The sequence below is a fragment of the Pasteurella skyensis genome, assembly GCF_013377295.1.
Taxonomy (GTDB): Bacteria; Pseudomonadota; Gammaproteobacteria; order Enterobacterales; family Pasteurellaceae; genus Phocoenobacter; species Phocoenobacter skyensis.
On the sequence record NZ_CP016180.1, the window covers coordinates 1,718,188 to 1,744,866 of the forward strand.

Below are 26,679 nucleotides of genomic sequence, written 5' to 3' on the forward strand. Positions count from 1 at the left end.
TATTTTCTCCTTTGTTTATCGGAAGAAATAGTGCGAAATAACAATCAACTTATACAGCTAAACTAGCTGAGCAAGTATCATTCTTGCAGTTTTTTCTTCCGTTACCAACGAATTGATATGTCCACCATATAATGCACTTAAAATAGCTTCAACTTTATTTTCCCCACCTGCGATACCTATTACGTTAGGTATTTTTTTTAGGTTATCTAAAGAAACACTTATAAGCTCTTCATGCAATGGCATATCTGGTTGTATCCTTCCATCTGCTTGCATAAAATAACCCAAAATATCTCCAACAGCGCCTTGTTGGCGAATTATTTGTTGCTTTTCTTCAGTAATGTAACCCGTACGTAATAGTGTTGCTTGCCCTCTTTGTTGCGTTGCTCCAATTCCAACGATTGCAACATTAGCACCACAAGCAGCTAACATAATATCTCTAACACAGGACTCTTTCTTAAAGAGTTTTGCTGCTTCAATTGATGATGCTCTAAGAGGAGCGGGTATTATACTTACAGAGCAAGAACCATCTAATTGTCCAATTCCATTCATATAAGGACCCACACCACCAGATAATGTTACTAATTTAATACCATTATCAGTAATAAATTCATTACAATATTTAATTGTTTGCATTATTGTCTCACCAAAACCAATTGATAAAAGTTGATTTGGTTTCAGCAATGACATTAGCATTTGAGCAGCTCCAACACCTAAACGCTCGTTTGTTTCATGTATTTCTAATGCAGGTAAAACCCTTATATACTTTAAATTAAAATATTGTTGTAATGATTTTTCTAATTCTAAGCAACCCGTAAATCGAGAATTAATCTGTACTTTTATTATGCCTTGCTGACGTCCTTTTTCTAATAATCGAGAAACTTTAAGTCTAGATAATCCTAATCGATTACCTATATCACCTTGTGTAAGATTGTCGTGATAATAAAACCAAGCAATACGTGCGACTAATTCTTCTTCTGTCATTACTTGCATTATTTCATTATATTCTTGTTTTTTGTCTATCATATTTTATTCTTTAGTTGATTAAATACATTATTCATTTGTTTTAAAAACTTATCAATTGTTCATTTTAAAAAGTTTAAAAATCGTGACATAGATCACAAAATCTAATAAAAATAAATGATTTTAGCTAAAAGTGTGATCTACATCTCAGAAAATTAAATTTATTCCTTTTATTATCCTGAAAAAATGATACATTAAAAATACTTTTGTTCAGTCTGTAAGGTAGGCATAAAATGCAATCTCAAGTTTTAGAAAAAAAGTGTTTACTAGACGCATATAATATCAGCAAATCTTTTTCTGGGGTAGAAGTACTTAAAGAAATTAACTTTTCATTATACGCAGGAGAGGTACATGCTCTATTAGGTGGTAATGGAGCAGGTAAATCAACTTTAATGAAAATTATTGCAGGTATTCAGCCTCAAGATACAGGAACATTAAAAATAAATGGAAGAATACAAACGAATTTATCACCAAATAAAGCACATTCTCTTGGTATTTATTTAGTCCCTCAAGAACCTTTGCTCTTCCCAAATCTAACAGTAAAAGAAAATATTCTATTTGCTTTACATAAAAATGATGAAATAGATAAAAAATTAACAACATTACTAAATGAATTAAATTGCCATTTAAATCTTGAAATGCAAGCGGGTTCTTTAGATGTCGCAGATCAGCAACTTGTTGAAATTATGAGAGGGTTAATGCGAGATGCCTCAATATTAATTTTAGATGAGCCAACCGCCTCCTTAACACCCGCAGAAACAGACAATTTATTTAAACAAATAAGATCATTATTAACAAAAGGTGTTGGAATTGTTTTTATTTCTCATAAATTACCTGAGGTATGGCAAATATCGCATAGAGTAAGTGTAATGAGAGATGGTTATATTGCTTTAACAGGACAAACGAATGAACTTGATAAAGACGATATTATAAAAGCAATTACCCCAAAATCTAAAAATACACAACTAACCGATAATCAAAAACTTTGGCTGGAATTACCAGGGCACAATCGTATTAAATCTAGAGAGGAGCCTATTTTACAAGTAAATAATCTTACTGGAGAAGGGTTTAAGAATGTTTCTTTTAAAATTTATCCTGGTGAAATTCTTGGTTTAGCAGGTGTTGTTGGTGCAGGAAGAACAGAGCTTGCGGAAACCTTATATGGATTACGTAATAAAAAATCAGGAGAAATTTTATTTGATAATCAAGAAATTGGTACTTTAAATATTAAAGAAAGATTACAAAAAGGAATTGTATATTTACCAGAAGATCGACAAGCATCAGGTTTATATTTAGATGCTCCTCTTACTTGGAATACCTGTGGATTAACCTATAGCAATATGGGATTTTGGGTAGATTCAAAAAAAGAAAGAGCTATTTTAGAACGTTATCATAGAGCAATAGGAATTAAATTTTCTAGTAGTCAACAACCTGTAAGGACACTCTCTGGGGGTAATCAACAAAAAATACTGATTGCTAAATGCTTAGAAGCTAATCCTGCATTACTGATTGTAGATGAACCAACAAGAGGTGTAGATGTAAGTGCAAGAGCGGATATTTATCAATTAATTAAAAGTATAGCAAAACAGAATGTCGCTATTCTGTTTATATCATCAGATTTAGAAGAAGTTGAACAAATGTCAGATCGAGTTTTGGTAATGCATGATGGAAATATTAGCCATTCTTTAGTTGGTGCAGAAATAAATACTAATAACATAATGCAAATAGCTTTTGGTGATACTCAAGCATAGGAGAAAAGTAATAATGTGGAAATTTATTCAAGATAATCGAGAATTAACCATTTTAGCAGCTATTGGGTTATTATTTTTAATACTAAGTGCTTGGGGAAATGGATTTCAAATTCAAACATTAGCAATGATCTTTAATTCAGCTCAGATTGTTATTTTACTCGCTATTGGTGCGACCTTTGTAATATTAACTCGTAATATTGATGTATCTGTTGGTTCTACAATGGGGTTATGTGCTGTTGTCGTAGGTAGTTTGCTTAATTCAGGATACAACTTACCAAGTGCTTTTATTATTACATTAATTTGTGGTCTTTTTGCTGGATTATTAAATGGAATATTGGTAGCTATTTTAAGAATTCCTGCAATTGTTGCGACCTTAGGAACACTGGGTTTGTACAAAGGTATTATGCTATTGATTACTGGAGGCAAGTGGATTGAAGGTTTACCTCAAAATCTCAAATTATTATCTGATCCTTTGTTTTTAAATATTTCTCCTATTGGCTGGATTTTAATTGGTTTAATTATATTAATCTATTTTTTACTCACAAAAACACAATTTGGTCGAAATTTCTATGCGGTAGGAGATAACTTACAAGGTGCTTTACAACTGGGAGTAAAAGTTAATAAAGTGAGAATCACTGCCTTTGCTATCAATGGATTTATGGCAGCTATTGCCGGTATTATTTTTACATCACAAATTGGTTTTGTGCCAAATTCAACAGGTAATGGTTTAGAAATGAAAGCGATAGCAGCTTGTGTTTTAGGTGGAATTAGCTTGTTAGGTGGTGCTGGTAATATTGTTGGAGCAGTACTTGGTGCTTACTTTCTGATTCAAATAGATAGTATTTTAGTGTTACTTAAAGTTCCTGCTTATTGGAATAATTTTGTTGCAGGCTTAGTTTTACTTGCTGTATTAGTCTTTGATGGACGAATAAGAGTAATGATTACTAAAAATTTAAAACTACAACGCTATGCTAGATTTTTAAAAGATGACTAACAACCAGCAAAGGAGAACAACGATGTTAAAAATAAAAAATTATAGTTGGGAAATAGCATTATTTTGCTTGGTTATTATTGAAATATTAGGATTTGGCTTAATTAATCCTAGAATGTTAGATATTAATATATTGCTTTATAGTACAAGTGATTTTATCTATATCGGAATGATAGCTTTACCATTAACAATGGTTATTGTAAGTGGAGGAATGGATATATCTTTTGGTTCAACAGTGGGTCTTTGTGCTATTTCTCTTGGTGTTTTATTTAAAGCAGGTCTTCCACTTATGTTTGCTATTCCCCTTACTTTTATTATCGGAATATGCTGTGGTTTGGTGAATGCAGGCTTGATTATTTATACCAAAGTCAATCCACTTGTTATTACACTGGGTACGATGTATTTATTTGGTGGTGGCGCCTTATTACTTTCTGGATTTGCTGGAGCAACAGGCTATGAAGGAATTGGTGGTTTTCCTGATAGTTTACTCGATTTTGCTAATAAAGATATTATGGGAATTCCAAGTTCTATCATCTATTTCTTAATTATGACCATTATTTTTTGGTTGTTAATGCATAAAACAACTATTGGCCGTAGTATTTTCTTAATTGGTCAAAGTGAAAGAGCTGCACGTTATAGTGCTGTTCCCGTTAATAGAACACTCTTAATCATTTATTCGTTAATTGGTTTAATTGCTGCATTTGTTGCCATTTTACTTGTTTCTTATTTCGGTTCTGCTCGTTCTGATATTGGTAGCTCCTTATTAATGCCAGTATTAACAGCCGTTGTTTTAGGAGGTGCAAATATTTATGGTGGTTCTGGTTCAATTATAGGTACAGCGATTGCAGCTCTTTTAATTGGATATTTGCAACAAGGATTACAAATGGTTGGAATACCAAATGAAATATCAAGTGCCCTATCTGGCGCTCTACTTATTGTCGTATTAATCGGAAAATCCATTAGCTTACATTATGATGCTATTTCACAGTGGATTAAACGAAAAATAGAATTTACAACACCTGTAAATAACTCATTATCTCAATAGGAGTATTATTATGAAAAATCAATTTAAAGCAACAGCACTCGCAATTGCGTTAGGTTTATCTGCTATCACAACTGCACAAGCAACGGATAAAATAGCATTTATTCCAAAACTTGTTGGCGTAGGTTTCTTTACGAGTGGCGGGCAAGGAGCTACTGATATGGGAAAAACCTTAGGTGTAGATGTTACTTATGATGGTCCAACTGAACCAAGCGTATCTAATCAAGTTCAGTTAATAAATAACTTTGTAAACCAAGGTTATAATGCCATTGTTGTTTCAGCAGTATCTCCTGAAGGACTTTGCTCTACGCTTAAACGTGCAATGAAAAGAGGAGTAAAAATTCTAACTTGGGATTCGGATGTAAAACCAGAATGTCGTAGCCATTATATAAATCAAGGAACACCTGATCAACTTGGATCAATGCTTGTTGATATGGCTTCTAGCCAAATTAGTAAACCTAAAGCAAAAGTTGCATTCTTCTACTCTAGCCCAACAGTAACAGACCAAAATCAATGGGTTAAAGCAGCAAAAGCCAAAATTGCTAAAGAACACCCAGAGTGGGAAATTGTAACAACACAATTTGGATACAATGATGCAATTAAGTCATTACAAACAGCAGAAGGTATTTTAAAAGCCTATCCTGATTTAGATGCAATTATTGCACCTGATGCAAACGCTCTTCCTGCTGCAGCTCAAGCAGCTGAAAACCTAAAAGTTAAAGATGTAACCATCGTTGGTTTCAGTACCCCAAATGTTATGCGTCCTTATATTAAACGAGGCACAGTAAAACAATTTGGTTTATGGGATGTGGTAAAACAAGGAAAAATTTCTGTGGCTGTTGCCAATGCATTGTTAAAAGGAAAAACACTTAATGTAGGTGAAAAAGTTGATATTCCAGAAATTGGTACTGTTGAAGTTTCACCAAATAAAGTTCAAGGCTATAAATATGAAGCAAAAGGTAACGGTATTGTTTTATTACCTGAGCGTGTAGTCTTTACTAAAGATAATATTGATAACTACGATTTCTAATATATAGGAGTAATTAAATGGCTGATTTAGATGATATCAGAGACGGTAAAGATTTTGGGTTAGATAGACCACAACAAAACAAAGCTTTTTATCTTAAAGGATCAGGAGCTTTAGATTGGGGAATGCAATCTCGTTTAGCAAATATATTTAATCCTAAGACAGGTAAAACTATTATGCTTGCTTTCGATCATGGTTACTTCCAAGGTCCAACAACAGGTTTAGAGCGTATAGATTTAAATATAGCACCATTATTTGAATATACTGATGTTTTAATGTGTACTCGAGGTATTCTTCGTAGTGTTGTGCCATCTGATGTTAGAAAACCTATCGCATTACGAGCATCAGGTGCTAATTCAATTTTAACTGAATTATCTAATGAAGCTGTTGCGGTTTCAATTGAAGATGCTCTTCGCTTAAATGCATCAGTAATGGCAGCACAAGTTTATATTGGCTCTGAATATGAACATCAATCAATTAAAAACATTATTCAATTGATTGATCAAGGTAACCGCTATGGAATGCCAACAATGGCAGTAACTGGTGTAGGAAAAGATATGGTTCGTGATCAACGCTATTTCTCACTTGCTACACGTATTGCCGCAGAGATGGGCGCAAATATAATCAAAACTTACTATGTAGATAAAGGTTTTGAACGTGTTGTTGCTGGCTGTCCTGTACCAATTGTCATTGCTGGAGGTAAGAAATTACCTGAGCTAGAAGCATTAGAAATGTGTTACAAAGCAATTGATCAGGGGGCTTTAGGTGTTGATATGGGACGTAATATATTCCAATCAGATGCACCAATTGCAATGTTAAAAGCAGTTAATGCAGTTGTTCATTGTGGTGAAACAGCTGAAAAAGCCTATCAACTTTACTTAGATGCAAAAAATGCATAACAATTTGTACGGTAAAAAGAAATTTTTACCGTACTATTTTAAATAAGGAGCCTTTATATGTTTGCTATGCTAGTTGAAATCAATATAAAAGAAGACAAAGAAGAAGAGTTTTTGGAAGTCTTTGAACGTAACCAAGTAGGTACAAGACAAGAAGAGGGTAATCTACGTTTTGATGTATTAAGAGATACTGAAATCAGAACCCGTTTCTATGCTTATGAAGTATATAAAGATCAAAATGCACTAGAAGAACATAGAAAAACACCGCATTATCACCGCTGTGTTCAAGAACTAGAAAGCATAATGACGGGGTCAAGAAGTAAAAAAATTTTTGAATGGGTAATGCCTGAGAATCTTTCTAATGAATAAATCAACATTAATTAATGAGCTAAAAAATCAGTCAATTAGTGTAGGAATTATGGCATCTGATTGGCTGAATTTTCGTGATACTCTAAATATATTGTTACAACATAATTTAAAATTATTGCATTTTGATATTGCAGATGGGCAATTTTCACCAATGTTTACTTTTGGTGCAACAGTAATAAAACCTTTCAATTCTCGTTTTTTAAAAGATGTACACTTAATGGTAAAAGATCAATTTACTGTAACTAAGGAATGTGCAAAATTAGGTGCAAATATTATTACCCTACAAGTAGAAACGGATGAAAATCTAACAAACATTTATCAATGGTTGAATAAAGAACATCCCAATATTTTGTGTGGTATTAGTATCTGTCCAAATACAGATTTAGAGTTAATTACGCCCTATTTGAGTCAAGTTGATGTAATCCAAGTTTTAACTTTAGATCCTAGAACAAAAGCTAAGGCAGAAACAGGTTTTGTAATAGATAGAATCCAATTATTATTAGACAAACTAGGGAAAAAAAGGACAAATAAACTTATTTCTGTTGATGGCTCAATGAATTTAGCATTAGCAGAAGAATTATTCAAATTAGATATAGATTGGGTTGTTTCTGGTAGTGCAATATTTTCCCAGCAGGATATAAACAGTACTCTTATTCAATGGAAAAAGCACTTAACATAAACCAAATTTAAATTAATTTTCTTAGAGAATAAAATATTCTAAATTATTTGGTTTAATTTTATTCTCTAATCTAACCAAGACTCTTCTGTCAGCTTTTTACCAAACTGGCTTTCTATTAAGCGTGAAGTAAAAGATGTTTGAGGATTCAGTAAAATATCTTTCGTATTACCATACTCAATCATTTTTCCTTGTTGCATTACTAATAATTTATCAGAAATATGCTTAGCAATACCCAAATGTTGCCCAATATAAACATAAGACATCCCTGTTTTTTGCTGGAGGCTTAACATTAAATTGATTAATTGAATCCTTAATGAGAAATCTAAGGTGCTTAAGGTATCATCAATTACCATAATATCAGGTTCTAAAATTAATGCTCTGGCAAAAGCAACACGTTGTTTTTGATTATTTGATGCTTCTCCTATTGGAATTAAGGCATTTTCAGGATACATTCCAACTAGTTCTAATGTTTCAAATATTTTTTGATTACGAATACTCTCATCAAGATCTGTTGCTATCTTTAAAGGTGAATCTAACACTTGTCCAATGTTATAATTCGGATCAAATGCATTACTCGGATCTTGAAACATCATTCGAATATGCTTAGCTCGAAATTTATAATCTCCAAAAGAAAGTGTTTTACCTAAAAAACGTATTTCTCCAGATGTTGGTTCAACAACTCCTGCAATCATTTTAGCAAGTGTAGATTTTCCTGAACCATTTTCACCAATAATAGTTAACGTTTCACCACGCTCAAGGCTAAATGAAATATCATTTACTGCATATATTTTTTGGTTACGAAACAGACCTACACGTTCAATGAAACATTTATTAAGGCTTCTTACTTCAAGTAAAGATGTCATTTTTACCTCTTAAGAGCAACGAAAACTAAACAAAGACCGCTTAAACAAGCGGTCTGATTTTACTTAAAATTTGCAAATTATAATACGTTTACACAATTTAAGTCTTCAAAAGATTGCTCTAAACGTTTAGACATAGATTCTTCCATTTTACGTAACCAAACACGTGGGTCATAGTATTTTTTGTTTGGTGAATCAGGGCCTTCTGGGTTACCTAATTGAGCTTGAAGGTAAGCTTCGTTTGCTTTATAGAAACCTAAGATACCATCCCAAGCTGCCCATTGTGTATCTGTATCGATATTCATTTTAATTGCACCGTAGCCGATTGCTTCACGGATTTCTTCACGAGAAGAACCTGAACCACCGTGGAAAACGAAATCTAATGATTTTTCAGGAAGATTACGCTCAGCTGAAACGAATTTTTGTGATTCACCTAAGATACTTGGTTTTAATTTTACGTTACCTGGTTTGTAAACACCGTGTACGTTACCAAATGCCGCAGCAATGGTGAAACGTGGACTAATTTCACTTAGTTGATCATAAACATAAAGTACTTCTGATGGTTTTGTATATAACTCTGATTCATCAACATCTGAATTATCTACACCATCTTCTTCTCCACCAGTGATACCAATTTCAATTTCAAGAGTCATTCCCATTTTGTCCATACGAGCAAGGTATTCACGACAAATCGCCATATTTTCTGTCATTGGTTCTTCTGAAAGATCAATCATATGTGATGAAAATAATGGTTTACCTGTTTCAGCAAAATGTTTTTCACCTGCATCCAACAAACCATCAATCCAAGGAAGTAATTTTTTTGCACAGTGGTCTGTATGTAAAATGACTGGTACACCGTATTCTTCAGCTAAAGTATGAACATGTTTTGCTCCAGCAATTGCACCTAGAACATCAGGACGTTGACCACTTGTTGGTTTGATTCCTTTACCTGCGTAGAAAGATGAACCACCGTTTGAGAATTGAACAATTACTGGTGATTTTACACGAGCAGCTGTTTCTAAAACTGTATTAACAGAATCTGAACCCACGCAGTTTACCGCTGGGATTGCAAAATTATGTTCTTTTGCATAAGCGAAAACTTTTTGTACGTCATCACCTGTTACTACGCCTGGTTTTACGATGTCTAATAATTTAGCCATTTTTTATATTTCCTCTGTGTTTAAAAATTTTTTAAATTTATTTATCTCTCCAATATTTACTCGGAGAGGTGTTGTGTTTGATTAACCGTTTGCTCGTTTCTCTAAGATTTCGACTGCTGGTAACACTTTACCTTCAACAAATTCTAAGAATGCACCACCACCTGTTGAGATATATGAAATTTTATCTTTAATCCCAAATAAATCAATAGCAGCTAAGGTATCACCACCACCTGCGATAGAGAAGCCTTCACTATCTGCAATTGCCTGAGAGACAATCTCTGTTCCTTTACGAAAATTAGGGAATTCAAATACACCAACAGGACCATTCCATAGAATTGTTTTTGCATTTTTGATAATTTCGGCTAATTGCTCCGCTGATTTATCACCAATATCAAAAATAGATTCTTCATCTGTCACTTCAATAACTGATTTTTCAGTTGCTGGTGCTGTTTCAGAGAACTCTGTTCCTACGCGAACATCAACTGGAACAGGGATATCCGTTGTTTCTGCTAGTTTTTTAGCAACTGGAATTAAATCTTCTTCGTAAAGAGATTTACCCACATTATGACCTGCTGCAGCAATAAAGGTATTCGCAATACCACCACCAACAATAATTTGATCCGCAATTTGAGAAAGTGAATTTAACACTTCTAATTTAGTCGACACTTTTGAACCACCAACGATTGCAACCATTGGACGAGCTGGTTCTTTTAATGCTTTACCTAATGCATCTAATTCAGCTGCTAATAATGGACCTGCACAAGCTGCTGGTGCATATTCAGCAACACCATAAGTAGAACCTTGTGCACGGTGTGCTGTACCGAATGCGTCCATTACAAATACATCACAAAGTGCGGCATATTTTTTACCTAATTCAGGATCATTTTTCTTCTCACCTTTGTTAAAGCGTACATTTTCTAAAACAACGATTTCATTTTCTTTAACATCAACTCCGTTTAAATAATCTTTTTCTAAACGAACAGGTACATCTAATACATCATTTAAGTAATCAACCACAGGTTGTAGAGAGAACTTCTCTTCTACTTCGCCTTCTGTTGGACGACCTAAGTGAGAAGTTACCATTACTTTAGCCCCTTTTTCTAAGGCTAATTTTAATGTTGGAAGTGTGGCACGAATACGTGCATCTGATGTTACTTTGCCATCTTTAACTGGCACATTCAAATCTGCACGGATAAACAAACGTTTACCAGCAAGGTCTAGATCTGTCATTTTAGTTACTGACATTGTAATTTCCTCTTAATAATTTAAAAATAAAAACGTCGGAATTATAGCATTTTCTTAGAAGATTTATCGAATATAGATCAAATTGTTAAACGATTTTAGCTAATTTTGCAAAATTTTATGCAAATCTAACCGCTTATTGTCTTACTCAACCACAATCCAAACACTGTTGCGACAATACCACAGACTAAATGTAGCCCTAAAGTATTAATAGCGTGTAACCATTTATCTTCCAAAATTTTAATACTGATTTCTGCTGAAAAAGTTGAAAATGTCGTAAAACTACCTAAAAATCCAGTAATAAAAAGTAATTTATGGGAATCGTGTAAATTCAATCCGAGCGCAATTCCGATTAAAAAACACCCTAAAATATTAGCGATAAATGTACCAAAATGAAAATGACTAAAAATCGGTTGTAGCCAAACTCCAATTTGCCAGCGAGATAAAGCGCCAAACATTGCACCCACAGAAACTAATATAGCTTGAGCAATCATAAAAAAATGCCATTCTATTTAATGAAAGAATGGCATTTAATTTAGCATATTTTAGTTTAAATTGCGATTATCCTTTACTATCTACGCTTTTACCGCTGCGTACGCCACCATATTAATAATTCGGCGTACAGAAGATAAAGGATTTAAAATATGAGCAGATTTGTTAATTCCCATTAAGATTGGACCAACAGTTACCGCTGTTGTTGTTCCTCTTAAAAGGTTATAACTAATACGAGCCGCTTCCAAATTTGGCATCACAAGTAAATTTGCTGACCCTGTAAGTGGACTATCTGGCATAAGATTTTTACGCAGATCTTCTGATAAAGCAATATCACCGTGCATTTCACCATCAATCATTAATGAAGGGTCAGCACGATTGACTAACTCTAAGGCTTGACGCATTTTTGGTGCACCTAGCTGATCAGAAGATCCATAATTAGAATGCGAAATAAGGGCAACTTTTGGCTCCATACCAAAACGACGCACCTCATCTGCTGCCATTAATGCAATTTCAGACAACTCTTCTGCTGTTGGATTAGCATTAACATAAGTATCAGTTAAAAATACATTTCCTGAAGACAAGACTAAACTGTTCAATGCTGCAGGTGCTTTAACCCCTTCTTTGAGCCCTAATACCTCTTTTATTGAAGCTAAATGTTTACTATATGAACCAAATAAACCACAAACCAAGCCATCAGCATAACCTAAGTCCACCAGTGTTGAAGCAATCACAGTGGTATTTGAAATCATTACCCTTTTCGCAATAGCAGGTGTAATTCCTTTACGTTTCATCTTATTATAATAATGCTTCCAACACTCTTCATAGTGGCTATTATTTTCATTATTAATAAGTTCAAAATCTTGTCCCATTTTTAAGTGTAAACCTAATTTTTTGATTTTTTCTAAAATCACGGTTTCACGACCAATTAACACAGGATAAGCAAGCCTCATTGAGACAATTTCCTGTGTGGCTTGTAAGGCTTTGGTTTCCTCACCCTCAGCTAAAATAATACGTTTTGTATTCGCTTTGGCTTTATTGAAAATTGGTTTCATAAAGAGATTGGTTTTATACACGAATTGCGATAATTTCTCTTTATAAGCATCCCAATCTTCAATAGGACGAGTCGCTACACCTGAATCCATTGCTGCTTTTGCAACAGCAGGCGCAATGCGAGTGATCAAACGAGGATCAAATGGACGAGGAATAATATATTCTGCCCCAAAGGTCACCGCCTCATCGCCATAAGCAGAAGCAACCACATCACTTTGCTCAGCAAGAGCTAAATCCGCAATCGCATAAACCGCAGCACGTTTCATCTCTTCATTAATCGCTGTTGCCCCAACATCTAATGCACCACGGAAAATAAATGGAAAGCAAAGTACATTATTAACTTGGTTCGGATAATCAGAACGACCTGTACACACAATTGCATCAGGGCGTACCGCTTTTGCTTCAGGTGGCGTAATTTCAGGATTAGGGTTAGCAAGGGCTAAAATAAGAGGGTGTGCAGCCATTTGTTTAACCATTTCAGGTTTCAACGCTCCTGCCGCGGAACAGCCCAAGAACACATCAGCATTTGGAATCGCATCTGCTAATGTTCGCCAACCGTTATCTTCAATCGCATAATGTTTTTTGGTATCATCCATACGATCATCACGATCTTTATAAATCACACCTTTTGAATCACACACCGTGATATTTTCACGTTTCATCCCCAGTGAAACTAATAGATTTAAACAGGCAATCGACGCAGCCCCAGCACCAGAAGCAACTAAACGCACATCTTCAATTTTTTTGTCTACAATACGTAATGCATTAATTACTGCTGCAGCACTGATAATTGCTGTACCGTGTTGATCATCGTGGAATACTGGAATATTTAAACGCTCACGTAGTTTTTGTTCAATATAAAAGCATTCTGGTGCTTTTATATCTTCAAGGTTAATTCCCCCAAAAGTCGGTTCTAAGGCTGCCACAATATCTACAAATTTTTCAGGATCACGTTCTGCCACTTCAATATCAAAAACATCAATCCCTGCAAATTTTTTGAATAATACGCCTTTTCCTTCCATTACAGGCTTACCAGCCAATGCACCGATATTACCTAAACCTAATACCGCTGTACCATTAGAAATTACTGCAACTAAATTTCCTTTTGCCGTATATTTATAAGCTGTTAGCGGATCTTTTTCAATTTCTAAACAAGGCTCTGCAACACCTGGAGAGTAAGCAAGAGCAAGATCCCTTTGAGTAGCAAGAGATTTAGTTGGGGTAACTTCAATTTTTCCAGGAATTGGAAACTCGTGAAAATCAAGAGCTGCTTGACGTAATTTATTATTCATATTTGTTTATCCTTTTTTATGATTAATTAAACAAGACCTTAATATCCCCATAATTTTATCACTAAAACTATCTTAATTTTGTGATCCAGTTCGAATATTTGAGAGATTATTCTTATTAAAATCGTACTATAAAAAATGCACTGAGGACATAATCATCACTCAGTGCATTTTTTGTTCTAAACATAGCAGATCAATTAAACATCTAGTTCTACTAATTTCTGATGTGCAATCAAATCTTCAAAGGTTTCCTGTTCACGAATAAGATGAGCTTTACCATTGTGCCATAAAACCTCTGCTGGGCGTAAACGTGAGTTATAATTATTAGACATCATAAAACAATATGCACCCGCATTGTGGAAACACAAAATATCTCCTTGTTTAATTTCTGCAATACGACGATTAGAAGCAAAAGTATCTGACTCACAAATATAGCCAACGACTGAATAAAATCTTAACTTACCATCTATGTTCGAAATATTGGTTATATGATGATATGCACCATAAAGCATTGGACGCATTAGGTGGTTAAAACCACTATCAATTTGTGCAAAAACCGTAGACGTTGTTTGTTTAATTGTATTTACCTGTGCTAAGAAATACCCAGATTCACTCACCAAAAACTTACCAGGTTCAAACGCAAGGGTTAACTCTCGTCCATATTCAGCACAAAACTTATTAAATCTAGCCCCAAGCTCTTCCCCTAAAAGCTCAATATCTGTTTCAATATCATCTTTTTTATACGGAACTTTAAAACCACTACCAAAATCAATAAATTCTAAATCGGGGAATTGTATTGCGGTATCAAATAAAATTTCAGCTGCTTGTAAAAAAACCTCAATATCTAAAATATCTGAACCTGTATGCATATGTATGCCATTAATATCCATTCCTGTATTTTCTACAATACGTAAAATAAGAGGCAGCTGATGAATACTAATACCAAACTTTGAATCAATATGACCAACAGAAATATTAGAGTTTCCTCCAGCCATAATATGTGGATTAATACGAACGCAAACAGGAATTTCAGGATGTTTTTCGCCAAATTCTTCAAGAGTACTTAAATTATCAATATTGATCTGCACACCATACTCAGCAACTGTTTCAATTTCTAACAGTGAAACGCCATTTGGTGTAAATATAATTTGATGAGGTTCAAAACCAGCTTTAAGTGCCATTTGCACCTCTCCAATGGAGACAGTATCAACACAACTACCTAATTTTTTAAGTAGCGCTAAAACCGAAATATTAGAAAGTGCTTTCACAGCATAGTGTATTTTTAATTTTGACACATTCGAGAATGCACTTGTTAATCGCTGATATTGTGATGTGATTTTATGCGCATCATACACAAAAACGGGTAGCCCAAACTCTTGTGCAATTGATTGTAAATCCTGAGAATTCATTGTGTTTGCTCCACTATAATAATTTTAATAAAACCCCCATTGTAGTGAAAAATAAACGAGGATCAACACTATTCTGTCATTAAATCCAATTTAATGTAAACAATTACGCACTTTGCACACAAATCAACCAACATTAGTCTTGTTTCAACACCATCACATACTGATCTTCAAAAAATACCACTGGCGTTTGAGAACGTAACCACGTAGGAATTTGATTTTGTTGCCAAATTTTTTTCATCTCTTCACGTTGTGATTTATTATGTAATTTTACTTTCCCAACACAACCTAATCTAATTTCTAATGTTTGATTAATAAGTTCTATAGGTAATTTGAAGCGGTTACTTTGTTGTGAAAATTTGCAAAAAAGATGATCACCTAAATGGGTAACCTCTGCAGAGCTATGAGGTAATATGATATTTTGATTGAGAGAAAGGTTTACAGAAAAAGGAGAAATAGCTATCACTTCATCAGTAACAAAAAGCTGTGATTGATAACGACGAACAATATGCTTCCCTAATTTTAATTGTGGATTTTTATCTGCTGGAATATCAATAAAATTCATCAATTGTTCCAACTGAACCACACTTGGCATTGTAACATTGCATTTTTCTAACCATAAACGCAATAATTGTTGTTGTTTCAATATTGAGAATTGAGGGAAAGCGGTCACATTTAATGATTTTTTTGCAAAATTTGCAATTTTATATAATTCATCATTTAATAATTCTTCTAACAATAATTGCTGATTTTCGCAATGTTTTGCACTACGAGAAACCATTTTAGGAAATTGCTTCCAGCGTTGGTTTAATAATGGCAACACTTCTTGGCGCAAAAAATTGCGATCATAATTAGTATTAAAATTACTTTCATCTTCAACCCAATTTAACTGATTTTGTTTTGCATAAGCGGTAAGATCGTGTTTAGAAAATGCAAGTAATGGACGCAATAGTGTAAAGCCATGTGAATGGCTAATGTCTTGCATTGCAGATAATCCTTTTAAACCATTGCCACGCTTTAACGCAAGAAAAAAAGTTTCCGCTTGGTCATCTAAGTGGTGTGCCGTTACTAGCATTTCATCACTTAAAATAGTTTCTCTAAATGCCTGATAACGTGCTTTTCTTGCACTATTTTCAATATTTTTAGTAGGATCAAAAATCACTCTTTTAATAATACATTCAATGTGTCTTTGCTCACAAAATTGCTGACAAAAGTCTGCCCAATCATCTGCATTTTTGCTTAAACCGTGATGTATATAAATGGCTCTCAATTTTGTTTTACAATGCGTTTTGCAAAGCAAGTCTAACAAAACAACAGAATCCACACCGCCACTTAATGCTACGAGTAGCTTCTGTGATGGTGTGGTAAGTTTATGTAATTTTTTTTGAAATTGAAGAAGCATTTTGTTTTATAAAAAAATTGTATAATCAAAATGTAGGGGAGTATTAGCAAACTTGTTTGCGTATATGCTCCCGAACTGTTATGAATAAATTAACGGGAGGATATTCCATTCGCGTTGCCCATTCAATCCTCCCCTACAATGCTAAATCTATTAGCTCATATATAAACCACCGTTAACATTCAAGGTTTCCCCTGTAATGTAAGCGGCATCTTCAGAAGCCAAAAACGCCACCGCTTTAGCAATATCCTCTGCTTGCCCTAATTGACCTGCTGGGATTTGGCTTAAAATAGCATTTTTCTGATCTTCATTTAGCTCTTCGGTCATATCTGTCGCAATAAAACCCGGTGCAACGACGTTTACCGTAATGCCACGAGCCGCCACTTCTTTAGCTAAAGATTTTGAAAAACCTACTAAACCTGCTTTTGCTGCACAATAGTTAGTTTGACCTGGATTTCCCATTGAACCAACTACCGAACCAATAGTAATAATACGTCCAAAACGTTTTTTCATCATTGCTCGCAATACAGCTTTTGATAAACGGAATACCGACGTTAAGTTTGTTTGCATAATATCAAACCACTCATCCTCTTTCATTCGCATCAACAGATTATCACGCGTGATACCTGCATTATTGACTAATACATCAATATCACCAAATTCAGTTTTAATTTGTTTTAACACGGTTTCAATAGAGGTTTCATCAGCCACATTTAATACTAAACCCTGACCATTTTCACCTAAATAGTTAGAAATAGTCTTTGCCCCATTTTCAGAAGTAGCAGTACCAATAACAAAATGCCCTTTGGTCACTAATTCTTGTGCAATTGCTCGCCCAATACCACGAGTCGCGCCTGTGACTAATGCAATTTTTTTTGTCATTTTAATTTCCTTATTTTTTAACTGCTTCTAATGAAGCAATATCATTCACAGCTTGAGCATTTAAGGTTTTCACAATACGTTTGGTTAAACCTGTCAATACTTTGCCAGCACCAATTTCATAAAGTGTTCCCACACCTTGCTCTGCCATTTTTTCCACAGTTTCCGTCCAACGAACAGGACTGTAAAGTTGTTCAATTAACGCTAAACGAATACTCGCCACATTAGTTTCAACCGCCACATTTACATTATTGATAACGGGAATTTGCGGAGCTGAAAATTCAATTTTAACTAATTCTTCTGCCAGTTTATCTGCTGCTGGTTTCATCAATGCACAATGTGAGGGCACGCTTACGGCTAAAGGTAACGTGCGTTTTGCCCCTGCTTCTTTACATAATTCAGCCGCTTTTTCTACTGCATCTTTAGAACCTGCAATCACCACTTGTCCAACAGAATTAAAGTTTACCGCAGATACCACTTCACCTGCATTTGCTTGACTTTGAGCCTGCTCACAAGCTTTAATAATCGTTTCATTATCTAAACCAATAATTGCATACATTGCCCCAGTACCTGCTGGCACGGCTTGTTGCATAAATTGACCACGTAATTCCACTAATTTTACTGCATCTTGAAAAGGAATAACGCCCGCACACACTAAAGCGGAATATTCCCCTAAACTATGTCCTGCCATTACACTTGGTTTCAAATCTGGATATTGTTGTTGCCATACACGATAAATCGCCACAGAACTCGTTAACAGTGCGGGTTGAGTGCGATGGGTTTCATTTAATTGTTCTGCAGAACCATTTTGAACAAGATCCCATAAATCGTAACCTAACACTTGGGACGCTTCTTTAAATGTTTCTTCTACGATTGGGAATTGAGTTGCAAGTTCACTTAACATACCGATTGATTGTGAACCTTGACCTGGAAAAATCATTGCAAAATTTGTCATTTTATATCCTTTGTTACTTATTGATTTCACTGGCTATTATAAAATAACTAATGTCATTTTGTGATGAAATAAAAAGACATCAAACCAGTTAATAGTGAAAAAAATCTAAAACAAGCGGTATGATTTTCAATAAATTTTGCAAAAAATTTATATTATCCCACCGCTTGTCAGTAAAATTATAATTGAATACCGAGCTTCTCACCCATTTTTGTTCCACTTCCTTCAACAAGTGAACTATCTAATTCAATTTTACTTTGTGGGAATAAGTTGATCACCGTAGACCCTAAACGGAAAGCACCCATTTCTTGTCCTTTTTTCAATGAAATAGCCTCTTCACTTTCTGCTGAATATTCCCATACTTTTACCTCTTTTGAACGAGGTGGATTAATTACACCTGCCCAAACGGTACTCATACTCGCCGTAATGGTCGCTCCCACCAAAATTTGTACCATTGAACCAAATTCAGTATCAAATTCACAAATGACACGTTCGTTACGAGCAAATAAATCAGGGATATGGTTTGCTAAAAATGGATTAACAGAAAAAAGCTCACCCGGTACATAAATCATTTTACGTAATACACCGTCACAAGGCATATGTACACGATGGTAATCTGTTGGTGATAAATAGGTGGTAATAAATTGTCCATTTCGGAATTTTTCAACTAATTCATCATCATTCGCAAGTAAGGTTTCTAACGTAAAATTATGCCCTTTTGCTTGAAGTAATTGATTATCTTTAATCTGCCCTAATTGGCTTACTTTACCGTCAGCTGGGAAACAAAGAGCGTTTTTCTGTTCAACGATAGGGCGGGCATTTGCTTTCAGTGGACGAATAAAAAATTCGTTAAAAGAAGCGTAATCTTGTGGTTTTTCTTTTTCTGCTTCTGATAAATTCACTTTATAAAATTTCGCAAATACATTAATAATCGTATGAGTGACCACTCCCCATTTTTTTTCTGCAAACCAACCTGCAACTTGGGTTAAAGCAAGCTGTGGCAATATATAATGCACTGCAATTTTTAATTTTTGTAAATAACTTGGAGCTGGATAAGATTGGTAATTCATTTTATCTCCTACTGATTAAAACACAAAAACCACGGTATTTACCGTGGTTTGTTTATCCTAAAATAATCGGTAAATTATTTAGTTAACGTTAAAACAACTGTTTTACCTTCAACGACATCACCTGATTTTTTCACTAAATTGCTGATTTCATCCATATTTGAAATCACAACTGGTGTTAATACTGATTTTGCTTTTTCTTCAAGTAGTGCTAAATCAAATTTAATAATAGGATCACCTACTTTCACTTTTTGACCTTCCGCTGCAATACGAGTAAAACCTTCACTTTTTAACTCAACAGTATCTACACCAAAATGGACAAACAACTCAACACCATCTTCTGATTCAATAGAGAATGCGTGATTAGTTTCAAAAATTTTACCAATGGTACCGTTTACTGGTGCAACTAACGTATCCCCTGTTGGACGAACTGCAACACCGTCACCGACTATTTTTTCAGAGAAAACCACATCAGGCACATCTTCAAGACTGACGATTTCACCAGTAAGTGGTGCATAAATTTTTACTTCTTTGGCTTCTGTTTTTTTTGAACCAAATAACTTATCTAAAAAACCCATAATAATCTCCTGTATGTTGGGACTTAATAATATCTAAAATATAAAAACTAAGTATATTCTATACAAAAATAGACCATTTGTAAGTATTTAGTTTAATTTTTCGTAAAAACTATCCACTAGTTGTTCAATCTCTTGGGCTGTTGGACAAGCTAATGCTTTATCGGCTAATATTTTTGCCTCTGCATAATTCATATTACGTACCAATTTTTTAATACGAGGAACTGAAATTGCACTCATACTAAATTCATCTAATCCCATACCAAGTAATAATGCTGCAGCACGTTCATCTCCAGCAAGCTCACCACACATACCTGTCCACTTACCTTCTTTATGTGACGCATCAATAATTTGCTTGATTACATTTAAAACTGACGGGGCTAATGGATTATAAAGATGAGCGATATATTCATTTCCACGATCCACTGCTAAGAGATACTGGGTTAAGTCATTGGTTCCAATACTAAAGAAATCCACTTCTTTCGCTAAATGACGAGCATTGATTGCCGCAGATGGCGTTTCAACCATTACACCAATTTCAAGGTTTTCATCAAAAGCCACATTCTCAGTACGTAATTCAGCTTTAAACTCTTCAATTAAGCCTTTCAACATACGAATTTCTTCTACTGAAATAACCATTGGGAACATTACTGCAAGTTTCCCAAATGCTGAAGCACGTAATACTGCTCGTAATTGATCTTTTAAAATATGGCTATATTCATCAGTCAAACCTATACGAACAGCACGCCAGCCTAAAAATGGATTCATTTCTTTAGGGAAGTCCATATAAGGTAATTCTTTATCACCACCAATATCCATTGTACGTAAAATAACACGTTTACCATCCATTGCTTGTACAATTTCTTTATAGGCTTCAAATTGCTCTTCTTCTGTTGGAAGAGCAGAACGATCCATAAATAAAAATTCTGTACGATATAAACCAATAGCCTCGGAACCGTTACGTAACGCACCATCAACATCACGAATTGTTCCAATATTTGATGCCACTTCAATATGATGACCGTCTAGGGTCTCTGCTGGTAAATCTTTTAATTTTGCTAATTCTACTTTTTCTTGTTCAACTTTCGCTTTTAATGCTTTAAATTGTTCTATTAACTCTTTTTCAGGATTAATATGCACCGCATTATTTTCTGCATCAAGAATTAACATATCTCCACTATTAACGAGAGAAGTAATATTGTTTGTTCCCACAATAGCTGGTAATTCTAATGAACGAGCCATAATGGAAGTATGAGAAGTACGACCGCCAATATCAGTAATGAAACCCAATACTTTATCAAGGTTTAACTGCGCCGTTTCTGATGGCGTTAAATCATAAGCTACAAGGATAACTTCTTCTTGAATATCACCTAAATCAACAATTGTCATACCCAAAATATTGCGTAACAAACGGTTACCAATATCACTCATATCACCCGCACGCTCTTTTAAATATTCATCATCAAGATCAGCGAGCATTGAAACTTGCATATTTATCACTTTACTTGTTGCAACATCCGCTGTAACAAGATTTTCTTCCATATAAGCTAAAATTTCTTCTTCAAGCTCTTCATCTTCTAAGATCATTAAATGACCTTCAAAAATAGCTTCTTTTTCTTCGCCAAGTGTACGTCTTGCTTTTTCTTTTATCGCAGTTAATTGAGCCGCTGCTTTTTCACGACCTTCAAAAAACTTTGCTTTTTCCGCTTCAACTTGGGTAGGTAAAATTTTATGAGTATTAAGAACAATAGGTTCTTCTTTTAAGACAAGCGCTTTACCAAATACTACGCCTGGAGAGGCAGTGATACCAGAAATCATAATGTATCCTTGTTTTATATAACGAATATAACAAAACAACTTTCTGTAGCAAGAAAGTTGTTTTGTGGTAGAAAAATTACTCTAAAGTAGGGATTAAATCCACTAAAAAATCTACAGCTTTCTGTTCATCTTCCCCTTCTGCAGAGATTGAAATAACAGTTCCTTGTGTTAAGCCTAGAGTTTGTAATTTAAACAAACTTTTTGCGCTTGCACTTTTACCATCTACCGTTACAGTAATACTTGAAGTAAACCCTTTTGCTGCTTTAACAAACTCAGCCGCTGGACGCGTGTGTAAGCCGTTTGGTGCAATGATCTCTACATCTTTTGAATACATAAATTAATCCTCTTAATTTCTACAGTAATAAAATTTGTTTTTTGATTCTTCTTTCAAAATCTCTGTAACTTTACTACAAATCAATAAAAAAAACATTCAAAAAAATGAATTTTTATTTAATTAAATCAAATTTAATAGATATTTTGTATCAAAAGTATCTATTTTGTAATACTCAAAAATAAAATTTCAGTATCATTTTAAGATAATTCTACAAAAAACTGTTAAGATCAAACCGTTTTATTTTACATTTTTAAATTATGTTACGTTACCTCACAAAATACACAGCTTGGTTGCTCTATATACTGATTATATCTTTATATGGCGTAAGTCTGTATGCGCTAATCTCGTATGCCAATCAAACTACTTTTTGGAATATATCAGAGAGCTTACGTATTGTTAAATACAGTTTATGGCAAGCCACTCTGTCAACGCTACTTTCAACGCTACTTGGTGTGTTACTAGGGCGTGCTTTTTTCTATTTAGATTTTAAAACAAAACCACTGCTCTATAAACTTGTGACTTTCGTATGGTCACTGCCATCCCTAGTGGTTATTTTTGCCATTATTGGCGTGTGGGGAAATTCAGGTTGGTTATCACAACTTTGTCACTGGTTAGGAATAGAATGGTCTTTTTCGCTATATGGATTAACTGGAATCTTGATTGCACATCTTTTCTTAAACATTCCATTAGTCGCAAAATACACGATGGAAGGATTAAGCTTAATTTCGCCCAATCAGCATAAACTGGCCGCACAGTTGGGATTAAAAAACTGGCACTATTTTAAAATAATAGAGTTACCCACTTTAAAAGGTATTCTACCCTACGCTTTTACCAATGTTTTTCTGCTTTGTTTTACCAGTTTCCCTATCGTATTAATGCTAGGAGGAAGCCCTAAATATAGCACCTTAGAAGTGGCCATTTATCAAGCGGTCACTTTTGAGTTTGATTTTGCAAAAGCAATTATTTTAATTGGCATACAGATTTTCATTGGATTATTCCTCCAAATTGCAATGGATATTTCAACCAAATATGCCTTCCATTCAAAAATAAAAGGCGCACAGATACCCTTCTGGAAACCTACCCCTATTGGTTGGTCTAAATATTTTTTACAAAGCATACTATTTTTGCAAATTTTTGCGATCATCGTACCGCTTATAAATGTAATATGGGAAGGCATTTCAGTCTCTCATTTTATGCATAGATTGCTAAACCCTTCTCTTTGGATTGCATTTAGCTATTCCATTGCCATTAGTTTAATTGCCTCTGTGAGTGTTATTTCAATTACCTATATCATTGCATTAGAAAGTCGCCAACTCGCTTTTTTACACAAAAAAATACCCCAAAGTATTCTCTCTGGAGTGACCACTTACCCTCTTATTTTACCGGTGTTTCTACTGGCAGTCGGATTATTTTTACTCTTTATGGAAGTGGAACTTTCTATGTTACAATTACTCCTTATTGTCGGCATATGTAATGGATTAGTGCTGTTACCCTATATTTATCGCTTAATTTTTTCACCAATGTATTACGCATTTGTTCGCCACGATAAACTGGCTCGTAGCTTGAATTTAACTGGCTTTAACCGTTGGAAAATAGTAGAAAAACCCTACCTCATTAAACCACTTACTAATGCATTCTCCTTTGCTATGTCTGCCAGTTTAGGGAGTTTTTCAGTGATTGCTTTTTTTGGTAGCCCAGACTTTAGCTCACTCCCCTACTTGCTTTACCAGCAACTAGGCAGTTATCATACAGAAGATGCAGCAGTAACAGCGTTAATTTTAATGCTAAGTGCTTTATTGCCTTTTTTATGTATTAGGCAAGATACCTTTATAAAATCAACAGAGAACCACAAATGATCAAGCTCAACCTTAAATTCAATTATCTACAAATGCCAATGCAATTCAAATTAAACATTGCCAAAGGGCAAAAAATTGCCATTGTAGGAGAAAGTGGAGCAGGAAAAAGTACGCTACTCAATTTAATTGCAGGCTTTGAACAAGCTAGCACTGGAGAATTATGGCTCAATGGAGAAAATTACTTTAATACAACCGTTGCACAACGTCCTGTTGCAATGCTATTTCAAGATAACAATATTTTCCCCCATTTAACCGTATCACAAAATATTGGATTAGGTTTAGTTCCTCGCTTAAAACTGACACCAACACAACAACAAAAAGTCAATACCATTGCCTCTCAAATGGGCATAACCGAATTACTTGAACGTCGTTGCAATAGCCTTTCAGGGGGACAAAAACAACGTGTCGCACTTGCCAGAACACTATTACAACACAAACCCATTTTATTACTGGATGAACCTTTCTCTGCCCTCGATCTACCACGTCGTCAAGAGTTGCAAAAATTGGTTGCAGAATTATGTGAACAGCACAATATCACCTTATTAATGGTAACCCATCAACTTGATGAAGTGCGAGATCTGTTTGATGAAGTAATAAAAATTGAAAATGGAAAAGGACGCAATTAAGTCACAATAAAAGAAATGAGATGAAATACAAATACTGTATTCATATTTCATCTCATTGATAATGAAACTATTATTTATCTGCTAGTTTAGTACCATATAAATAAACATAACCGAATGGACTGGTTTTATAGCCTACCACTCGCTTACTTGTTGGCACAACAATGGTCGAGTGAGCAACGGTTACCCAAGGCATTTGTTGTCTAACAATAACTTGAGCTTGTTTATAAAGTTTTGCTCTCTCTTCTTTATTTGATGTACTTTTAGCCTTAGTTAATAACGCATCATATTCTTTATTACAGAAATGTCCATAGTTATTAATACCAATACTCTCACAACTTAAAAGAGGTGATAAGAAATTATCTGGATCACCATTATCACCAGACCAACCCGATATGACTGCATCAAAATTACCTAATCTCGCACGTTGTCTATATTTAAGCACTTCATTCATTAACTCTACTTTGACCCCAATTTTCTCCCAGTCAGACTGAATTAATGTCGCTAACTTACCTGGTTCTGGCAATGACGCCCCTTTTTTCTGATCATTCATTAACAATTTCATTGTAAAGCCATCAGGATAACCTGCTTCTGCCAGTAATTGCTTAGCTTTGGCAAGATCTTGCTTATACGGCTCAATGTCATCGTTATAACCCCAAACTGTCGGTGCTAATGGATTTTTTGCTTGAACGCCAAAACCTTTATAAACAATGTCAATAATCGCTTTTCTGTCTACCGCATAATTTAACGCCTGACGAACTTTAAGATTGCTCAAAATAGGACTTTCACTGTTAAACGCAATATAAGATACATTCATTCCTTTGTATCTTAATAATTTTAAATCAGGATTTTGCTCCATTTTTTTCAGATCATTTTGATTTGGAAATTCAATAAGATCACACTCTTGTTTAATCAATTTTGCATAACGCGTAGTCGCATCTGGAACGATATCAATAATCAAACGATCAAAATCAGCCTTCCCTTTCCAATATTCTTTATTCGCAAAATAACGAATTTTTTGATCTTTTTTATACCCTGCAAATACAAAAGGCCCTGTACCAATAGGCAATTTATCAATGGTTTCAGGCTTGCCTGCTTTCATCATTTTATCGGCATACTCTGCAGAATGAATCGATGTAAAATCCATTCCCAAACTCGCTAAGAAAGTCGCATCAGGCTTACTTAATTGAATTTCAACTGTATTATCATCTAATTTTTTAACTGATTTTAATAACTTATGAAAACCCATTCCTTTGAAGTAAGGATAAGTACCATTTGACACATTATGGAAAGGATGATTTTCATCTAACATACGTTGAAATGAAAAAATGACATCATCAGCATTAAAGTCACGACTTGGTTTAAAGAGTTTACTCGAATGGAACTTCACCCCTTTACGTAAATGAAAAATATAGGTTAAACCATCATCACTAATATCCCAGCTCTCCGCCAAAGCAGGTTCAATATCCGTTGTTCCTCGTTTAAATTCGATTAAACGATTATAAATTTGTTGAGATGTTGCATTATAAGTTTTACCGTCTATCAATAATATAGGGCTAAAACCTTTTGGTGCTTTATCTATACAATAAAAAAATGTTTTATCTTTTGCCTGAACAACACCTGTAAACAACAGTGTTGCAGCAATTAAAGAAAATTTTGAACTTAGTTTCATAGAACCTCCAAAGGTGAGAATATCGTATTGAGGATACCTGCTAAACAATTGCTTTACAAATAACCAAACAACCTATCTTATGTGAAAATTATATAAAAATCTACACTCCTCTGTTGTGTTCAAAAATAATTTGCGATTTTTACTTAAAAAATATATTATAGACGTCTAGATGTTTAAACCTCTGAACAATTATAAATAAGCGGTAAGATATTGTAAAAATTTTGCAA

At 34.4% G+C, this 26,679-nt stretch carries 24 protein-coding genes; 9 read left to right on the forward strand and 15 right to left on the reverse strand.

Features of this window, described 5'->3' with window-relative positions; genetic code table 11:
* Window positions 1-57: 57 nt before the first annotated feature.
* Complete coding sequence (gene lsrR, locus A6B44_RS08160; RefSeq protein ID WP_090920236.1) at window positions 58-1,023, reverse strand: transcriptional regulator LsrR; 966 nt, start codon at window positions 1,021-1,023, stop codon at window positions 58-60.
* Between the two features lie 230 nt (window positions 1,024-1,253).
* Between lsrR and lsrA the strand changes: the two genes are divergently transcribed.
* The 7 genes from lsrA to A6B44_RS08195 are packed head-to-tail and all read left to right on the forward strand — an operon-like array spanning window position 1,254 to window position 7,775.
* Window positions 1,254-2,771: an autoinducer 2 ABC transporter ATP-binding protein LsrA gene (lsrA, locus tag A6B44_RS08165; protein ID WP_090920239.1), complete on the forward strand. Its 1,518-nt coding sequence runs from the start codon at window positions 1,254-1,256 to the stop codon at window positions 2,769-2,771.
* Between the two features lie 13 nt (window positions 2,772-2,784).
* Window positions 2,785-3,765: an autoinducer 2 ABC transporter permease LsrC gene (lsrC, locus tag A6B44_RS08170; protein ID WP_090920242.1), complete on the forward strand. Its 981-nt coding sequence runs from the start codon at window positions 2,785-2,787 to the stop codon at window positions 3,763-3,765.
* Window positions 3,766-3,787: 22 nt separating this feature from the next.
* Window positions 3,788-4,807, forward strand: a complete 1,020-nt coding sequence (gene lsrD / locus A6B44_RS08175) for an autoinducer 2 ABC transporter permease LsrD (RefSeq protein WP_090920245.1) — start codon at window positions 3,788-3,790, stop codon at window positions 4,805-4,807.
* A gap of 10 nt (window positions 4,808-4,817) precedes the next feature.
* Window positions 4,818-5,834 carry an autoinducer 2 ABC transporter substrate-binding protein LsrB gene (lsrB, locus tag A6B44_RS08180; RefSeq protein WP_090920248.1) on the forward strand — a complete coding sequence of 339 codons (1,017 nt, stop codon included), beginning with the start codon at window positions 4,818-4,820 and terminating at the stop codon, window positions 5,832-5,834.
* Window positions 5,835-5,851: 17 nt separating this feature from the next.
* Window positions 5,852-6,730, forward strand: coding sequence for a 3-hydroxy-5-phosphonooxypentane-2,4-dione thiolase (gene lsrF, locus A6B44_RS08185; RefSeq protein ID WP_090920251.1), 879 nt, complete (start codon window positions 5,852-5,854; stop codon window positions 6,728-6,730).
* Between the two features lie 57 nt (window positions 6,731-6,787).
* Window positions 6,788-7,096 (forward strand): (4S)-4-hydroxy-5-phosphonooxypentane-2,3-dione isomerase, encoded by a 309-nt coding sequence (lsrG, locus tag A6B44_RS08190; RefSeq protein ID WP_090920254.1) that lies wholly within the window; start codon window positions 6,788-6,790, stop codon window positions 7,094-7,096.
* Window positions 7,089-7,775 (forward strand): beta/alpha barrel domain-containing protein, encoded by a 687-nt coding sequence (locus A6B44_RS08195; protein WP_090920259.1) that lies wholly within the window; start codon window positions 7,089-7,091, stop codon window positions 7,773-7,775. Before lsrG ends, A6B44_RS08195 begins: the two co-directional genes overlap by 8 nt.
* Before the next feature lie 65 nt (window positions 7,776-7,840).
* On the opposite strand, the gene A6B44_RS08200 is transcribed toward A6B44_RS08195, so the two are convergent.
* From A6B44_RS08200 to A6B44_RS08260, 13 genes are all read right to left on the reverse strand, one after another.
* On the reverse strand, window positions 7,841-8,638 hold the full coding sequence (locus A6B44_RS08200; protein ID WP_090920262.1) for a peptide ABC transporter ATP-binding protein: 798 nt from the start codon (window positions 8,636-8,638) through the stop codon (window positions 7,841-7,843).
* Window positions 8,639-8,715: 77 nt separating this feature from the next.
* Window positions 8,716-9,795 carry a class II fructose-bisphosphate aldolase gene (fbaA, locus tag A6B44_RS08205; RefSeq protein WP_090920266.1) on the reverse strand — a complete coding sequence of 360 codons (1,080 nt, stop codon included), beginning with the start codon at window positions 9,793-9,795 and terminating at the stop codon, window positions 8,716-8,718.
* An 81-nt stretch (window positions 9,796-9,876) separates the two neighbouring features.
* Window positions 9,877-11,040: a phosphoglycerate kinase gene (gene pgk / locus A6B44_RS08210; protein ID WP_090920269.1), complete on the reverse strand. Its 1,164-nt coding sequence runs from the start codon at window positions 11,038-11,040 to the stop codon at window positions 9,877-9,879.
* 125 nt (window positions 11,041-11,165) lie between these two features.
* Entirely contained in the window at window positions 11,166-11,531 is a 366-nt protein-coding gene (locus A6B44_RS08215; RefSeq protein ID WP_090920273.1) for a fluoride efflux transporter FluC, read from the reverse strand.
* 81 nt (window positions 11,532-11,612) lie between these two features.
* On the reverse strand, window positions 11,613-13,874 hold the full coding sequence (locus tag A6B44_RS08220) for an NADP-dependent malic enzyme (protein ID WP_090920276.1): 2,262 nt from the start codon (window positions 13,872-13,874) through the stop codon (window positions 11,613-11,615).
* A gap of 194 nt (window positions 13,875-14,068) precedes the next feature.
* Window positions 14,069-15,280 (reverse strand): diaminopimelate decarboxylase, encoded by a 1,212-nt coding sequence (gene lysA, locus A6B44_RS08225; protein WP_090920279.1) that lies wholly within the window; start codon window positions 15,278-15,280, stop codon window positions 14,069-14,071.
* A gap of 133 nt (window positions 15,281-15,413) precedes the next feature.
* Window positions 15,414-16,679: a tRNA lysidine(34) synthetase TilS gene (gene tilS, locus A6B44_RS08230; RefSeq protein ID WP_090920281.1), complete on the reverse strand. Its 1,266-nt coding sequence runs from the start codon at window positions 16,677-16,679 to the stop codon at window positions 15,414-15,416.
* A 150-nt stretch (window positions 16,680-16,829) separates the two neighbouring features.
* Entirely contained in the window at window positions 16,830-17,558 is a 729-nt protein-coding gene (fabG, locus tag A6B44_RS08235; protein ID WP_090920284.1) for a 3-oxoacyl-ACP reductase FabG, read from the reverse strand.
* Between the two features lie 10 nt (window positions 17,559-17,568).
* Window positions 17,569-18,510, reverse strand: a complete 942-nt coding sequence (gene fabD, locus A6B44_RS08240) for an ACP S-malonyltransferase (RefSeq protein ID WP_090920287.1) — start codon at window positions 18,508-18,510, stop codon at window positions 17,569-17,571.
* Window positions 18,511-18,686: 176 nt separating this feature from the next.
* Window positions 18,687-19,577, reverse strand: a complete 891-nt coding sequence (gene asd / locus A6B44_RS08245) for an archaetidylserine decarboxylase (RefSeq protein WP_090920290.1) — start codon at window positions 19,575-19,577, stop codon at window positions 18,687-18,689.
* Between the two features lie 74 nt (window positions 19,578-19,651).
* Complete coding sequence (crr, locus tag A6B44_RS08250; RefSeq protein ID WP_090920294.1) at window positions 19,652-20,152, reverse strand: PTS glucose transporter subunit IIA; 501 nt, start codon at window positions 20,150-20,152, stop codon at window positions 19,652-19,654.
* 87 nt (window positions 20,153-20,239) lie between these two features.
* A complete protein-coding gene (gene ptsI / locus A6B44_RS08255) occupies window positions 20,240-21,967 on the reverse strand; it encodes a phosphoenolpyruvate-protein phosphotransferase PtsI (protein ID WP_090920297.1) in 1,728 nt (575 codons plus the stop codon).
* Window positions 21,968-22,043: 76 nt separating this feature from the next.
* Entirely contained in the window at window positions 22,044-22,301 is a 258-nt protein-coding gene (locus A6B44_RS08260) for an HPr family phosphocarrier protein (RefSeq protein WP_090920300.1), read from the reverse strand.
* 257 nt (window positions 22,302-22,558) lie between these two features.
* On the opposite strand from A6B44_RS08260, the gene thiP reads away from it, so the two are divergent.
* Together thiP and thiQ are read left to right on the forward strand one after the other, a co-directional pair.
* On the forward strand, window positions 22,559-24,157 hold the full coding sequence (gene thiP / locus A6B44_RS08265) for a thiamine/thiamine pyrophosphate ABC transporter permease ThiP (RefSeq protein ID WP_090920303.1): 1,599 nt from the start codon (window positions 22,559-22,561) through the stop codon (window positions 24,155-24,157).
* Window positions 24,154-24,783 (forward strand): thiamine ABC transporter ATP-binding protein, encoded by a 630-nt coding sequence (thiQ, locus tag A6B44_RS08270; protein WP_090920306.1) that lies wholly within the window; start codon window positions 24,154-24,156, stop codon window positions 24,781-24,783. Before thiP ends, thiQ begins: the two co-directional genes overlap by 4 nt.
* Before the next feature lie 70 nt (window positions 24,784-24,853).
* Here the strand turns inward: thiQ and A6B44_RS08275 are convergent, their stop codons facing one another.
* Window positions 24,854-26,452: an ABC transporter substrate-binding protein gene (locus A6B44_RS08275; RefSeq protein WP_090920309.1), complete on the reverse strand. Its 1,599-nt coding sequence runs from the start codon at window positions 26,450-26,452 to the stop codon at window positions 24,854-24,856.
* Window positions 26,453-26,679: the final 227 nt, after the last annotated feature.